Origin of the sequence: Ruminococcus sp. zg-924 (genome assembly GCF_024433635.1) — a bacterium.
Taxonomy (GTDB): Bacteria; Bacillota; Clostridia; order Oscillospirales; family Acutalibacteraceae; genus UBA7067.
Window position 1 is genome coordinate 112,961 of sequence record NZ_WNJZ01000002.1, and the last position, 16,646, is coordinate 129,606.

Sequence of the window (16,646 nt, forward strand, 5' to 3'; positions counted from 1 at the left end):
AATCAGAGGCTATAACCTTCTTTTTTTTGAATTATTTAAGCACTTATTCTGAGTGTCCTTTGAAGCGGACTTGCTTTGAGATAAGATTGACTTTTTTCCAAACAGTTTTGTCCGTTCCTTTGGAACGCCGCTTTTTATAAGCTCTCTTGCCTCGGTATTTAGTTCCTCGGTAACACGCTCAAGGTGGAGCGTTTTTTCCTGATATTCTTCTTCAAACTCAAAAGGCTTTTTGAGCAGCTCCTGCGCAGATTTAAAATCAAAATTAAGCTTGTTAAGCTCAAATTTTTCCTCTTCAAGAAGCTTTGGCAGGTGTGCTAAACCGTTTTCAAGCTTTCTCAGATTACCGAGCATCGTGTCGGAGAATGTCACTGTATAGCGTTCGTTACCAACTAAGGTCGCTGAAATTGAATCAAAAAACTTATAAAGCTTAAGCTCAATCGGAAAGCCGTACATTTCGCCAATTCTGAACGTCTTGCCTCGGTTGCTGTCACCTTTAACACATTTACAGGCAACTGCCAACGCCTTAGCTGCATCGGTACGCTCGGTATAAGTTTTATCGCCTATCTTAATGCTGAAAATAATTGAATTGTCTTTATCACGGGGAACATTTTTGAGCATTTCTATATCCCGACAGATATGCTCAATCTTAGTTTTTATCTTTTTACTTTCAGCCGGATACGCAGCTACCTTATCCTCAAGCTCATACTTGTTATTGATATAATCCTTTCGATATACCTCAAGCTCCTTAACTCTGTTTTCAAGAGTCAGTTTTTCCTTTATTCTCTCATCACCGGTACACAGCGCCTTAATTTCAGAATAAGTCAACGCCTCTTGGTCTATGTCCGTGCATCTTCGTGCCGGTGTCTTAGATGTCATAATCTGACCGATGAATCTCTGCTTTTTTTCAAGAAGCTGATACGAATATGCGTCAAAGGTTCCTTCCGTAACATAACGGTAAAGGTCAACGTGCTTGTTGATATTGCCCTGTCTGACCATTCGTCCTCTGCGCTGCTCAAGGTCTGACGGCCGCCACGGAACATCCAAATCGTGTAGAGCAACAAGTCTGTTTTGGACATTTGTTCCTGTTCCCATTTTAGCGGTTGAGCCTAAAAGTATTCTCACATCGCCGTTTCGCACCTTGTAAAACAGCTCGGCTTTCTGAGCCTCCGTGTGTGCATCGTGGATAAAGGCAATTTCTTTTTCCGGAACGCCCGAAGCGATTAGCTTATCCTTAATATCCTGATACACAGAAAAAGCACCTGACTCCTCAAGAGAATCAATTTCTGAAACGCTCAGAGTATCATCAGCAGAATCCGAATCAGAAAGAAATTTATCCTTCTTCGGAACGCCTAAATCACAAAAGATAAGCTGAGTAAGCTTACTCGGAGCTGTTTCATTGTAAATATCCAATACATTTGCTACGCATCTATTAAGCTTTGTTTCGGGATTGTCCTCAAAGTCAGGGTTGATAAGACGAGGATCCAATCCTACCTTCCTGCCATCGCCGGTGATTTTGAGCATATTGTCAACGCTTGGGTCAACCTTTCCTGCGTTGATATCATCAGCACGAGCAGACAGCTCGGCGACAAGCGATTGCTGTAATTCTGTCGGCTTGGTATTGACAATGTGTAAGCTGCACTCCGGCACAGCCAAATGCAAGGTGTCAGCCGGTCTTATGTCGGCAATCTGCTTGAATATTGACATAAGCTCAGGCATATTAGAGTATTCAGCTACACGGGAGCGTTCCTTAAATTTATTGCCGGCAGGAGCCAGCTCATAATCAACCTTGATTTTTCCGAAGGTAGAAACCCAATTATCAAAGTTTTGCATATTGTTATGTGAAGCAAGAAAATCATATTGCAAATATCTCATCATAGTATGCATTTCGGTAATGCTGTTCGATACCGGAGTGCCTGTGGCAAATACCACGCCTTTACCGCCGGTTTTCTCGTCAAGATAACGGCATTTTGCGAAAAGGTCAGTAGCTCGTTGTGAAGCTCTGGAGGAAATACCTGAGATGTTTTGAAGCTTTGTAGCAGAAAAGAGATTTTTAAACTCGTGAGCCTCATCAACGAACAGCTTGTCTATACCCAATTCATCAAAGTAAACCGTATTGTCACGGTTCTGTGTATCAAGGCTGTCAAGCTTGCTTTGAAGAGATTTCCTTGTCCTTTCCATCGCCTTGACCTGAAAGCTACTGCCGTTACTCTCTTTCAGTTCAGCTATTCCGGCAATAATATCGTCAATCTGCTCTTGATAGATTTTCTTTTGTATTTCAGGAGATAACGGAAGATTCTTAAGCTGAGAATGACCGATAATGACTGCATCGTAATTGCCCGTTGCAATTTTTGACATTAATTGCTTTCTGTTAGCCTTTGTAAAATCCTTAGCTGTAGCAACCAGTATATTAGCACCGGGATATAATTTTAAAAAGTCTGCGCCGATTTGCTCGGTGAGATGATTTGGAACGGCAAACAGCGATTTATGACAGAAGCCTAAACGCTTACACTCCATCGCAGTTGCTATCATCTCAAAGGTCTTTCCTGCGCCAACACTGTGAGCAAACAGCGTATTACCGCCGAATATTGCGTGAGCAATGGCGTTCTTCTGATGTGAGCGCAGCTCTATTGATGAGTTCATTCCCGGGAATGTCAGATGTGAGCCGTCAAATTCTCTCGGCTTAATGCAGTTGAACTCTCTGTTGTATTTTGCAACTAATTCAGAACGCCTCTGGGGGTCTTTGAATATCCAATCCTTAAACTTTCGCTTAATGATATTCGCTTTCTGCTGAAGCAGCTTAGTTCTCTCAACATCAAGAACCCGTACCGGATTTCCGCTTTTATCAAAAATAATCTTGCCGTTTTTATCAACTGCGTCCTTATACACACGAGGGTCATTTAGATTAAGAACACTCTCAAATATTGAGTACGCAGATTTAAATTGTGTACCAAGCTGCTTTGTCACAGTAACAGATTTGTCAAGTGATTTATTTGTAATCTGCCATTTGTTACTGTATTTGGAATACTCAACTTCAATCTTTTTACCGGCTCTTTGCCAACGAAAACGAGGCTTTATATCTGCTCGGTATTCATCCGGTGTTTCGAACATCTCATAGATGAATTGCTGATAGTATTTTGGCTCAATCCAGGTAGCGCCGATGTTAACATCAATATCTCCTGATTTTAGCGTTGTTGGAATGGCATCTTTAAGAGCAGGAATATTGTCTTCAAACAACGGATTTGCTTCAGCTGCGGCTTTTGCGGCATCAAGCTTTTTATATATATCACCGGACAGATATTCCGATGCAGTCTGATACACGATATTGTCATCGGTTGACAGCTCTGGGACAGGATAAATTTGACCTCTGAGCTGCTCAACGATAACTCTTTTAGGAATATCACACAGCTCAGACATATAATCAAGGTCAATCTCTCCAAGATTGACAATCGATACATTAAGCGCCTCAAGAGCGGTATCGACGTGTTCTATTGCCACCGGAGGAGAAATTGTACGCTCGGTGAAAATATCTGATTTTCGCACAAGCTTGCCTTTGTCAACCTCTGCTTCAAGCGAAAGAAGTAACGGATATGCACTGTCCCTTGATAAAAGTAGCCGATTTTGCTGACCGTGCAGTAAACCAAATTTAGAGTAGAAAGCATCGTACTTTTCGTTCAAGGCTTTTTGCAACTCTGATATTTTCTGACTATAATCTTCGGGAAGCTTTTGAACCTCAAGAAGTTCACGAACAATCTCTCGCAGTTCAACAAAAGTCTTTGTTCGTTCAATATTTTTATTGTTGTATTTCTTATACGCATTTTTAGTGGAATAATTCGCCCACAGCTCTCTGACGTGAGTTATCTCAATGTCACGTCCGGCAACTCCCCAAAAGTACAACTCGCCGTTATGTAGGAAATAGCTTTCCTGACGTATATTCTCAGGCAAAACAACATCTTGATTTTTTACATCTTGAAGCGGTGAAGGCTTGTCAAAATCAGGTGTATATCTGCCGCTGATTTTATTAATTGCCTCTGGGAGCAGCCTTGACAAATCAGCATCATCAAACGGAATACACATAGTATCATCGTTTCTGCCGTACATTTTGTTTCCTTGCACTATCTTGCCCAACACCATATCAGGGTGAGATGCAAAATATTGATTCACGGAAAGTCCGTCTGATGTTTCGCTGAGCTGCACCCATTCAGGTAACTTCTCCGGCGGTACAGTCCGTTTTTGCAGGAATATAATATCTGATGTAACTTCCGTTCCGGCAGACTTAAACGCATTGTTCGGCAATCGGACAGCACCGAGAAGGTCAGCTCTTTCAGCGAGTGATTTTCTGAAAGAAGTGTCCTTCTTGTCCAATGTACCTTTTGAGGTCACAAACGCCACAATACCGCCGGGTCTGACTTTATCAAGAGTTTTCAAGAAGAAGTAATCGTGAATTTTTAGGTGCTGTGAATTGTACTCCTTATCATTTATAGAAAAATCACCAAAAGGAATATTGCCGACTGCAATATCAAAGCTGCCATTCTGAAACTGTGTGTTTTCAAATCCGTCAATAGTAATGTTCGCATCAGGATAAAGCTTACTTGCAATTCTTCCCGAAAGACTATCCTTTTCAACACCGTACAGATTAGATGAACGAGAAATATCAGCAGGCAGCCGTCCAAAGAAATTTCCGATACCCATTGCAGGCTCAAGAACATCGCCGCCGGTAAAGCCAAATTTTCTCAGCGCCTGATAGATGCCGTCTATGATTGTATTGTCGGTATAAAACGCATCAAGAGAAGAGGCTCTGGCGGACACATATTCATCGGCATTGAGCAAATCTCTAAGCTCCTGCGCTTCATTTTTCCAAGTGTGATTTTCACTGAATGCCGGTGCAAGACCGCCCCACCCGGTGTATAGCGATAATGCTTTTTTATCTGCGTTTGTGGCGGCTTTACCGTTCATCTCCAAAGCCTTAAGAGTTTTTATAGCATTAATGTTATTACGGAATTTGGTTTTTGCACCCGATACCGTATTGTCGTCTGTAATAACAAAATTTGTATCATCGTTATAGCTGTTAGGTGTATATTCATCAATGCTTGAAATTTTCTCCTGCGGCTTATCCGGACTTTGCTCCGCCAGCTGAAACAGATTGCTTATAGAACTGGGTGCAGATTCGATTTCATTTTCTTGCAAGGCTTTTTCTGCAAAGGTTTTGTCAGAAAAAGCGATATCGTCAGCTTTCTGCTCGGTTTGTAAGGCTGTATTTGAGTTTTCGTTTGCATCGGATAAGTTTTGTTCAGTTAAGCTTTCATAAAATGTGATAATTGGGTTTTGTGCTTTGAAGTCATTAAGAATTTTCTGTTCATCAATATCATCTTGAGTGATGGTCGGCCTAACCGTTTCTTTTAATTCTCGCTGATTCAGATAATCAGCAACGGTTATAGCAACACCATCATACTTCTCTGATAGAGAAGCTTCAACGGTGTTTTTTGAAGCTGATTCCTCGTAAAGCTGTTCGTTTTTATAAGCATTGTCATCAACCATTGCAGGCTGCTCTTCAGCAACTTCTTCAACAAAAGGTTTTTCTTTGATTTCAATAGAATTATCCGACTTTCCTGTTTTATATTCGATAACATCATTTACGATATTATCAATTGTAGAGTGATTGTAAATACTGTATCCAAGGTTAAGAGAGCTTAGCGTGTCTTTCAATTCTTGGTCAATTTGCAAGCTCTGTTCAAGATTATGTATTCTACCTTCATTCTCAAAAGTAGTGACATCACGTTCTACAAAATAATTGAAATTGTCAAAGTGACTGTAAATTTCTTGTACTGCACGAATGTACTCAGAATTGTGTTCCTGTAAATACGTTGCGTTTAGCAGCACAGGTGAGTCGGTTACGATAAAATCAACTTTTCCGTATAATCTGTCAACACGGTTAAGCTGTTCCTGAAGTATATCAAACTGTCTTTCTATGCTGCCATCAAGCAATTCAAGTTGATTATCCCAGACAAGCTCTTTAGCATATTCCTGAACATATTCAGTTACATATCCTTGTTTTTTTAGCTTTTCAGCTATTTCAAGACAGGATGTTGTTTTTCCTGCACCGGGACCCGCAAAAGCATTTATAACAATAGTATTTCTCTCATTTGTTATATTCATTAATTTGTTTTTGTGTACAGTAACAAGGTTTTGCAACTTATTTAGTGTAGTAATAGTGTTCTCAGTCGGCGTTTCTCTAATATATGTACCGTATCTGATATAGTTGCTGATATTACGTGCAGATGTATGTTTTGCTTCGGCAACAACAGATATAATATCTGAATAATTCTTTGCAGCACCAATTTTGCTGATTTGTTCAGGAGTGAATGTGTAATCAATCAGATTAATTATGCTTTCACTGATATTGTTGTCAATCATTTTTTTGATTTCAAAAATCTGCTCTTGACTGTAACCTTGATTATCGGTAAGCTCAAGAAGCTTTGCTTCTTTAGCAAACTTGTCTTTCATACCTGGAATCACAGATGTAACAAAAAGCAATTCTAACCCACTGACATCTTTATATTCTTCAGCAAATTTGAGAGCAATTTCGTTGAGTTGAGGCATAGTCAATGACGCTGTATCAGCAAATATATTTGCGAATACTTCCACAAAAGTATCATCATCATATTTTTGCATAAATATTTCCACGGCAGGCTCAATAGCTTTGAGCTGTTCGGGACTTTTTAAAGATGCGTCAGATAAAATATAATTGAGTTTTTGTGCGACGGCGTTAAGAATGTTGTTTTCAATGCTTTCAGAGGTAGACTCCAATGAATTAAGGACTTCACGTTGCTTTTTGAGTTCTTCTACACAGCGTTCTGCCTGAGCAGCATAATTCTGTTCGAATGTTAGAGTTGTTGTAGATTCTTTTTCACGGTTACGTGCAATCCTACCGGAAAACGGTATATTATTTAAAGTGAATTTTTCAGCAAGTTTAAGTGCAAAATCGGTCTTATAACTCACGTACTTTTTACGCTTTATATTGCGATAGGCTGTGTTTCCGATAATAGTTTTAATCTCTCTATCAAAACGAGGAGCCTCTGTATATCGTTCTTGACTGTCAAGCTTTATATAGTGTTCTAAATCATCTTTGTTTATTGCGAGCTTTGCAGTGGTATCCTCATCACGTTTATATGCGTAGTAATTCAAGCCTGCTGAATCAAGATTAGATGTGATTTCAGAAAGTTGCGAAGCTGCTATATAAATTATTAGCTTTTCGCTATTGCGGGTGCAGTTGTTCCAAATTTGATTGCCATAATATTTAATCATTCAAAAATCCTCCTTATATTCGACTGCTATAATGATTTTTCCTGTTCACTACGATTTGGTTGTCTTGATGATGAATTTGAAATAATAACTGCGTTATTCTTGATTGTTTTTGCCGACAGAGGATATTTGGATAGCTCTTTCTTCTTTTCCTCGTCTTTTTTTATAGACTCAAGATATTTACTGATTTTTTCCGAATATTCATCTTTCGGAGTTGTATTGTTTATGATTCCGTCAATGCAGTTGTAATTGTCCTCAACAGACATCTCTGCATTTTCTAAATAATTGTCTTTCTTATCAAGCATTCCTTTTCACCTCATTTCAAAAAAGGGCAAGCCACTAAATATGGATTGCCCTATTATTTTGCTTAATTTACTCGTTCTCCTTGTACAAGCAGCCTGTGTGAATTCACTCCGTTTGGATAACAGGTAACAAGGGTTACCAAATCCTTACCGGGTACAATCTCGGTATAGTCTGTATCATTCGGCAATACCTTACGAGTATCAATAACACGATATGTAAGTTTTTTATTCTGTACAGTGATGTAAAATTCATCGCCGGCGATAAGATTATGCAAACCATCAAACATCGCATACGATAACCCCGTATGCCCGACAATTACACTGTGTGTACTTTTGCCACCGATGGGTAGCGAGGTGTTTTCCATATGACCTGCTCCAATTGCAAGCACGGCATCAGATGTACCGTGATATATCGGCAGATTGATGCCGACTTTTGGGACACTGATATATCCGATAGCTCCGTCAGAGCCATAGGAAAGCAAGTCGTAATAATTACTGCCGTTTTCATCAGCTTCATCTACACCATTAACAAGCTTTTTATTATACTTTTCGGCTGCATCAATATCTTCTTTTAATGATGTGTCCGTTCTGTTGGACACATCATTATCATAGCTTGATATAACTGTGCTGAATTCCTGCTGAGTGCAGTTACTCAGCAGGAGGGGAACACAGCAAATCAATAATCCGACTGCAACGATTGCAGCACCGATTATTTTTCTTCGCATTTGCTATCGCTCTTTCTTCTCTTTAAGAACACGATTGCACCAATGCCTATTACAGCAGCTCCGCCAACGCCAAAGAGCATAGCAGCCTGTGAACCTGTTAACGGGAAGCTCGCCTTAGGTGTATTAATAACATCTACATTTGCGTTCTGAGCATAGTTATGTGATGTTGCAGTTACAGTGATTTTGAACGGAGCTTGCAGCAGATTGTAGCCTACCGGTGCTTCGGTTTCTACAACCCAATAATCTGTTGAGCCTTCCGATGACTTATCGCCATTTGTACCGTACATCAGACCCTGCACTGTTACATAACCGTCCTCATTTGAGACTACAACAGCATCTCCTTCACCGTCTTTGGTCATATAATATTTGCCGTCTGTACCCTTCAAAAACTCAATTGCATTTGTGTTGCTAATAGCATCAGCTTCAGAACGATAAACCTTGAATTTTGCATTTGCAAGCGGAGCGTTCATATCTGAGCTTTTCTTGTACCAAGTGTAACCGCCTGTGTGAGCCTCAGGTGTTTCAGTGTCCTTATCAAATGTGCTGTCGGTGTCAACATCGTTTGTGTATACTAATTTCGCTTCATTCGGGTTGTCGCCGCCGATAACTGCATCTTCGTTGAGAGTTGTTGTCAGGATAACATCGCAAACCTTGTGTCCTGCAAGAGTGGTCTTGTTTGTAACATCTACAGTAATTACTGTTTCGCCTGCCGGTTCACGATTAACTGTTACAGTGTAATCATTCTTTGAGATTGCCTCGCCGTCAGCTTCAACATAAACCTCAAGGTCGTTGTATGTAAGACCCTTGCTGAGTGTGTCTATAATCTTATAAGTCTTGAGCTTTGATACGATTTCGGGAATGTCAGCTGATACCTTCCAATAGACTGTTTTGTTGATATCCTGTGTTACATCCTGCATCCAGTTTACTTTGTCTGTAGATACGGACTTATGTACTTCCGGCGTTTCGTTTGTAACCTCAAGCGTGTTATCAGCCGCAGGCTCGGTATTCTTGAAGTTTTCGGAATTGTATGTAACAGTACCGTCAGCGTTTACTGTGAATTCATAGTAAACTGTGCTGTCAACGATATACTGCTTGTCTGTTGCCGATACTTCCTTGAAACGATATGTTCTCTTTGTTGCGAGATGGTCGATTGTGAATTTGCCGTTTGCACCTGTTGTCCAAGTAGCACCTGTCGGAGCTGTGCCGCCTGTTGTGCCAACGCTTCCTGTTGTAGCAACGGGTGTCCAAGTGTCTGTTGTAACGCCTGTTTCGCTGTTGATTGTCGTGATTTTCTCCTCAAGAGAGAATGTAAAGCCTGCAAGGTCTGTGCCGTTCTTTGATGTGTCGGTTGAAATTGCTGTCTTGTGAAGTGTAATGGTTGTGTACTTAGTCTGGTTCTTAGGCTGTACTGTCAAATCGTAGAGCCAGTCTGTTCCTGCGGCATTTGTACTCGGAACAGCAATAACAAACGGAGCAGTCTGCTGTCTTACCTGTGACGGTGAGAAGGTTTCTTTGACATAGTAGATACCAAGCTCAAGATTTTCAAACTTAATATATCCGTTGCTGTCAGTTGTGTTTTTCTGAACTCTGTTTGCAGGAACACTTGCAACCATAGCTTCTGCTTCTGTCGGCTTTGGAAGCTCCTTGCCGTCCTCCTTGAAGAAGTCGGCGAGCTGTGCTTTCGTGTAAATCTGATAAATAGTAAACTCAACGCCCTCAAGCGGTGTTGCACCTGAAGGCAATCCTTTGATTTCGCCGTCACCCGGTGTGGTGGCGTTATTGATAGCATCATCCTCCATTTCGTATTTCCAAAATTCAATGGAACCTGTTTTTGTGGTATCAATATGATATGGATTTACTGCACCTGCACTAAAGCCGCCGATGCAGCACATTGAGATAAGCGTAAGTATTACAATAAAAAGTGATAAGAAGTTTTTAGAGTATTTTTTTATTTTTGCCATTTTAGATGCGTCCTTTCGTTTCTTTTTTTATTGTTATAATAAGTAAAACTGAGCCCAAAACGGCTACTGCGCCGCCGATGAGAAGCCATAACATTTTTTTAAAGCCGCCTGCGTTCGGAAAGTTCGCCTTTGGAGTGTTATATATTTCCTGACTGACTGATTCTCTATCAAGCTTTATCCCAACATCTTCTGCAAGCAGATAGTAGTTGCTTAAGGTCTTTATTTCGGACACATAATATGTTCCGTAGAGCAAGCCGCTCATAACTGCTTTGCCGGTTTTGTCGGTGACAATATCTGCCTGACCGTTTTCATCAAGCACATATTCACCGTTTGTGTTCTTGCTGAAACGTAAAGTATTGCCGTCAGAATCCGATAATTTCATTACAACTCCCTTAAGCGGTGTTTTATTAGTTACCGACTTCTTGTAGATTGTGATACTTCCAAGAGCTTTATTTATAACTCTCGGCATTTCAATTCCGCCGTCGGCAACAGGGCGCATAATCGTATCTGTCAAAGGAAGCTCAGTATCGTCGGTTACTTTGAAATAAGTAACATTACCATTAGTATCTATGTTAACTCTGATGATGTAGTCAAGCGGAGCAAAGTTTTCAGGTGTTGTTGTTTCTTTTAGATAATAACTCGTCTCTTTTGTGAGGTTGTACTTTATACGTTCAAACTCAATCACACCTGAGCCATCAGTTATAACCTCGTCAATTGTGGCTCCGTAAAAGTCCTTTGCCTTCGTTGTGCAATTTAGATCCGTATACAGCGTAAATCCTGCATTAGCAAGGAATTGTGACTTTTCACCCGTTTTAACAAGCGATAGAGGTATAAGTGCAGGAGTGTTGCCAACTTCAAGTTTTGTAACTTCACCTGATTTAATCTCAACGCTTATACTGCTTTCCGTAATGATATAACCCGACGGAGCTGTTTTTTCCTTGAGAACATATGAGCCACTTGGAAGCTGTTTAATAGAAAGAGTACCTAACAATTCAGCTGACAGTGATATACCCGGAATGTAATAATACGTTGTAAGGTCTGTTACACCGCCAGATGTTGAATAATAGTAATCGCCGCACCGGGAATTGTTAGGTGCCGTAAAGCAGTTTTCCATCAACGTTTCGGCACCGTTGCGGTCAACCTTGTATAAGTTAAATACTGCTCTCTGCAAATTCTTGTCAGTATAAGTATCGTATTTTCGGAGGAAAAGCTCACCCTCATCCTTATACTTAATCGTCTGAGCAGTATCGTTCAAATCATTATGCTCAGCGATAACATCACTGCCATATCTGAGCGTTTCAAACACTACAACTTCTTTGCCTGCATAAGGTCTGCTGTTGAATTTATAGCTGATAACGATTGTCTGACTCTGCGCTGTCGCAGTAAATGTCACACTTACCGACTTTAAATCATCCGAAAGCACAACCTTATCTGCTCCGGCTGACGTTGCACTTACAAACTCAATTGCACGGCTTGTTGTTTTTTCAACAAGCTGTCCATCAACCGTGTAGGTTTTTCCTACAATCAATCCCGTCAGGCTTACTGTATCTTTAATTGTTGCATCGTTTGTTGGAGTTTTATCTCCACTTGCAGTTGTTTTTACTGTTGGAGCAAGTAATGTTACAGTCTGAGCTGCATCACTTAAGTCAGCGTGTTTAACAAGCTGATTGCCTTTATACAGCAAGCTTTCATAAACTACAACGTCCTTACCCACATATTTTGTTGCATCGAAGTTAAATGATACGTCAATGCTCTGAGCTTCAGCACTCGCTGTAAATACTTTTGTAACTGTTTGTGAAATATTCTTGCCTGTTTCCTTATCAACAACATATCCTATCAGCTTGTATGTTTCGCCTTTGAATAAACCTGTAATATTAACAGTATCGTCAATCTGTAAATCCTTTACAGCATAAGCATACTGACTATTTGTTGACAAAGCTTTTGCAGTTGTTTTAACAGAAGGCTCAATAAAGCTCACAGTTTGATCTAAATCGTTTAAGTCATAATGACTTGAAATAACAAAAAAATCTTTGTTAATATCTGCTGCTTCAACCTCCTCACAAATAACAATATCCTTTCCACCTAATGTGTCAGCATAAGCACTGAGGTCAAACACTAACGTTAATTTTTGCGTGGCTGAGGTAGCTGTAAATGTGATTGTGCCGTCAGTCAGCTTTTCAAGACCACCAGCTGCACTGTATCTTGAAACAATAATATTTGTTAATGCTGTTTTTGATGTTTTCTCTACAACATCAGGATAAACTGTATATTCTCTGCCGGGGACAAGACCAGTAAAAGTAATGTCATCTGCAATTAGTGTTTCGGTAATATATGCTTTTTTACGTTTATCGGTTGTACCGTAAACGTATGCATTTGTATCTGTTGTAGCAACACGGTATGTTATTGTCTGATTAACATCATTAATATTCTGATGTATTGAGCCTTCAACAACCTTGCCGTCACCATCTGTTATTGGTACATTATTTTCCTTCGTTACACGCTGAAAAACAACGTACTTGTACTCACTCACGGTTTCATCATACGGAATATTGAAATAACAAGTATTTGTTGTTACTGTTTCCGAACCGCTGGAGGCAGCTGTGAATTTTGTTGTAAACTCAGTTGTTGGAGGATTACTATCAAAGAAACGAACCTCAACAGCAGTCGCTTGTCCGTCTTTTACATACATTACCTGCGTATGGAGTTCGTATTTGCCGCCCGGCGTAAGCCCTGAATAAGTTACAGCATCTTTTATTGCCGCCAACGAACCATCAGGGTCGCTAATATCAACAAAGCAGTTATTCGAGTCGAAATACACATCCTCTGCTTTTGTGATGAGATTGATATTAGCGTTGTCTTTGTAGCTCACAGTTTGATCTGCATCGTTTAAATCATTGTGACTATACAATAACTTCCCTGTGCTGTCTTTCAGAAAAGCAAAAGCAACAACGCTCTTGTTTGCATAAGCTGTGCTGTCAAATGTGTATGTTAGAGTTATACTTCCCTCTCCGCCGGAGCCTGCCTTAAATGTTTTGCTCGCTGTGGTTATAACCTTGCCTGAGGACTTGCTAACGAGCTGACCCTCAATGGTATATTCCTCATCCACATAAAGACCACTGTACAGCACTGTATCTGTTATGACACTTGATTTGCTCACAAGCTCATTGTGGGATTTCGTGCTGTTTCCTAATGCCGTTGTATCAAGATACGGTTCAGGCTCTTCAAATTCAGGGTAATTGAATTGAGATGTGCCTTGACCGCCTTCGCCGGTTATCTGCGTAACATAAGGTGTCGGATTAATCAAAAATCCTTTAGGAGCCTTTGTTTCGTAGATTTTTATTGTTCCTAGAGGGAGAGTTATTACATCTTCTTCTTTGTAGAATTCACTCTGCTCAACTCCTTGAACTAAATGATCTTCATCTAAGTTCGCAAATCCTTTTGTGTCTGTAGCAATTAACCACCGTCTTGTCCACTGCTTATTGGCAAGTTCTTCCCCAGTGTAGAATCCAGCATAATACTCTATTGCATACTCTGCTCCTGCGAGCCGTTGTCCGGTTTCGCCTGAGCGTGAGCTTATTTTTTGCAAAGCTATAAACACCGGATCATTGTCGGGGACTTCATAAATCTGCCACTCATTCCTGCCGTCCCCAAAATTCTCACGTACATGTGAACGGTATATCGGATAGCCAAGATACACATTTCCAGTTGCCTCGAGCGGATATATGTTTTCGTCTCTTGTATAACCCTTTGGCTCTACTAATTCCTTACAGTAATACGTCCCCAACGGAGCAGGATAGTATTCACCAAGATACACTCCCGTCGAATCTTTGCGATTAATCGTAATCGTGACATTTTCCCCGTTAATAACAAGAGGTTTTTCACCTTTGGCATCAGTGTAAACACCATAAACCGCACCCATCAGGTCATAGCAGCCATTGCCATCAGTTAAATCAGGATTTGCAGACACCTTACCGATTCGCAGTAGAATTTCCTGCGGTTCTTCCTTAACTTGGAACTTCTTTGTATTCGGATCGTAAAGCTTATATATCGGAGTAACCTTATCACCTGTGGCTTTATTTCCCGTGTCACGGAATTCATAAACCGTTGGGTCAAGCTTATATCCTTGACTTGGTTTTATCTCTTTTGCATAATACTGCTTTTTATCAACCTTAGCACCATTGTTATATCTGCCCCAACCAGATGCTGTTGTTGTGATAGAGCCGATTTTCTTAGTACAAGCTTTATCGGTATATATGCCGTATTCAGCACCTTCAAGGCTGTAATTGCTGTTGCCATCAGTCAGACTTGGCTTTGCTGAAACCTTGTTAAGCTCAAGCTTAATCTGTTCAACTGGAATGTGGTAATAACCGTTAGGATATGAGCCTGACTTCGTACCATCACCGCAATAGTTGTATATAAATTCAACAGAAGTAATTTCCGGTCCTCTACTACCGCCAACGTGAATCAGGAATTGTTGGTCACCGAGCTTATTCTTGTATGTACCTGCGTAGATAGCAATGTGAGCATACGGTATGCCATCATCCTTAAATGTGACAATATCACCGGGAACTAACTTTGATAATTCAACATTATTTTTGCTCGTTCCAACTTTTTCAACTTTACCCTCTTTTGCGAGTTTCTCTAAGCTTTCACGCCAAGTCGACACAGCTTGAGGATTTGTACCTCGTTCTTTTATAGCGTTTGCAATCAAGCTTGTATCTACACCCTTGATATTAGGTAAATAGTTCAGCCAATAATATGCTACAAAAGAAGCACAAACCAATCCATTTGACCTAAATTTTGCAATATCAGGTGCTTTACCTGTTGCTGTACCTGATTTACTTATTGTTTCTTTTCCTGTAAGTCTGCCGTAATGGTCATATCCGATACCTGACAAATATTTCTTGGGAACACTGCTTGGATATATGTTGTAAATTGTTCCATCATTTATTAATGCTTGAACATCAAAGCCCGTATACGCCAAGCAATCTAAAGCATTGTTCTTTAACATATAAGCAGGTACATCGGATTTTGCTGCCGCATAAGCGGCAACAGGCAAGCCGACCAACAGAAGAATAATAACAAGGAGTATAGCCACGCTCTGCTTAAAAATTTTCTTTGCTTTATTCATTAATTTTCTCCTTTCCTTGAAGTTTAGTGAAGTTTAGATTTGCAGACAAATAAGATACGGCGGCTCTCGGCTGTGATAATAGTTGAAGTTATTGAACATTCTCATCATTTCTTTCTTTGAAAAATATCCCTCTACTTATAACCCGTAAAAATCGCAAAAACGTAACCTTTTTTCACAGAATTTTTTTACAAACTTTCATTGTGCTTTTTGTGCATTTTGCTGTGGTTTTGTAATTTGGGCATAAAAAAAGACAGAGCGTTTAAACTCTGTCTTGATTTACTTATTTAGTTTTTACTTATCAATAATATCCTGCTTTTCTAACAAGCTTCTTTTCTGTCCAAGCTTCCTTGACCACCTTAGTTTCGTAATGACCTTCTTCGGGAACAGTTACTGTTTTAGTGCCAGTTTGAATTTGAATATATCTTACACTGTAACTACCTTTTCCTCCATTAAGTAATTCCTCCCCACAGTGACTAAGATCATCTGTAACATCCGCTCCGCAGTCATTACAAATCGCTCTTGCTTTTGATTCATACACAGGCTCTTCATATGTGTAAGCCTCTTTATCGACGACCCATACCTGTTTTGTTTCTGCCGGATGGTTGATATATTCATACTCCGCCTCGTGCCATACCTTTTCCGGTTTTGTCGGCTTTGGAGTTGTCGGCTGACTTGATGTATTGTTATTGGTACTTGGTTTTGAGTTTGTGGGTTCGCTTGATGTGTTGTTGTTGCTCGGCTTTGATGTGTTGTTTGTGCTTGGCTTAGAGGTTGTGGGTTCGCTTGATGTGTTACCACCGTTGGTGCTTGGCTTAGAGGTCGTTTCCTGCTTTGAGGTGTTCTTTGCAATCTCTTGTACTTTCTTGATTGTTTCTTTGCCGACGGTGACTTTCTTGCCGTCAACCTCAACAGTTACCTTGCCGTCCTTAACTGTGAGCTTCTTGCCGTTCTTGTCCGTTACGTTGCCATCCTTATCAACCTTAAGGTCTGAAGCCGCAGCTTCTTCGGTTGTCTGCTCAACCTGCTTGGTGCTTGATGTACCACCACCGCACCCGGAAAGCATAGCCGTAGCCGTCGAGAGGATTAATGCTGCACAAATGATTACTAATGTTTTTTTCATAGCCTGACACTCCTTTATATTATGTTTTTTATTCCCGTCCCGATGCACTCACATCGTTCTATTATTATATTAGACTATTATAAAACAAGTATCAAGTCACTTATAAAA

6 protein-coding genes are annotated in these 16,646 nt (G+C 40.3%); all 6 read right to left on the bottom strand.

Annotation, left to right across the window (positions count from 1 at the left end; translation table 11 throughout):
- Positions 1 to 9 precede the first annotated feature (9 nt).
- Entirely contained in the window at positions 10 to 7,302 is a 7,293-nt protein-coding gene (locus GMA13_RS01705) for an AAA family ATPase (RefSeq protein WP_255882465.1), read from the bottom strand.
- A gap of 26 nt (positions 7,303 to 7,328) precedes the next feature.
- Positions 7,329 to 7,604 (bottom strand): DUF4316 domain-containing protein, encoded by a 276-nt coding sequence (locus GMA13_RS01710; protein ID WP_255882466.1) that lies wholly within the window; start codon positions 7,602 to 7,604, stop codon positions 7,329 to 7,331.
- A 62-nt stretch (positions 7,605 to 7,666) separates the two neighbouring features.
- Positions 7,667 to 8,326, bottom strand: coding sequence for a class C sortase (locus GMA13_RS01715; protein WP_255882467.1), 660 nt, complete (start codon positions 8,324 to 8,326; stop codon positions 7,667 to 7,669).
- Positions 8,311 to 10,287: a SpaH/EbpB family LPXTG-anchored major pilin gene (locus tag GMA13_RS01720; RefSeq protein ID WP_255882468.1), complete on the bottom strand. Its 1,977-nt coding sequence runs from the start codon at positions 10,285 to 10,287 to the stop codon at positions 8,311 to 8,313. The genes GMA13_RS01715 and GMA13_RS01720 overlap by 16 nt, the downstream gene beginning before the upstream one ends.
- Position 10,288: 1 nt before the next feature.
- The gene (locus tag GMA13_RS01725) at positions 10,289 to 15,418 is read right to left on the bottom strand and encodes a VaFE repeat-containing surface-anchored protein (RefSeq protein ID WP_255882469.1); all 5,130 of its coding nucleotides are present in this window, start codon (positions 15,416 to 15,418) and stop codon (positions 10,289 to 10,291) included.
- Positions 15,419 to 15,716: 298 nt separating this feature from the next.
- The gene (locus GMA13_RS01730) at positions 15,717 to 16,538 is read right to left on the bottom strand and encodes a hypothetical protein (RefSeq protein WP_255882470.1); all 822 of its coding nucleotides are present in this window, start codon (positions 16,536 to 16,538) and stop codon (positions 15,717 to 15,719) included.
- Between the last annotated feature and the right edge of the window lie 108 nt (positions 16,539 to 16,646).

Excerpts from the sequence above, each read along its gene's own strand:
- GMA13_RS01705 (WP_255882465.1), bottom strand. The coding sequence starts at position 7,302 with ATGATTAAATATTATGGCAATCAAATTTGGAACAACTGCACCCGCAAT.
- GMA13_RS01710 (WP_255882466.1), bottom strand. The coding sequence starts at position 7,604 with ATGCTTGATAAGAAAGACAATTATTTAGAAAATGCAGAGATGTCTGTT.
- GMA13_RS01715 (WP_255882467.1), bottom strand. The coding sequence starts at position 8,326 with ATGCGAAGAAAAATAATCGGTGCTGCAATCGTTGCAGTCGGATTATTG.
- GMA13_RS01720 (WP_255882468.1), bottom strand. The coding sequence starts at position 10,287 with ATGGCAAAAATAAAAAAATACTCTAAAAACTTCTTATCACTTTTTATT.
- GMA13_RS01725 (WP_255882469.1), bottom strand. The coding sequence starts at position 15,418 with ATGAATAAAGCAAAGAAAATTTTTAAGCAGAGCGTGGCTATACTCCTT.
- GMA13_RS01730 (WP_255882470.1), bottom strand. The coding sequence starts at position 16,538 with ATGAAAAAAACATTAGTAATCATTTGTGCAGCATTAATCCTCTCGACG.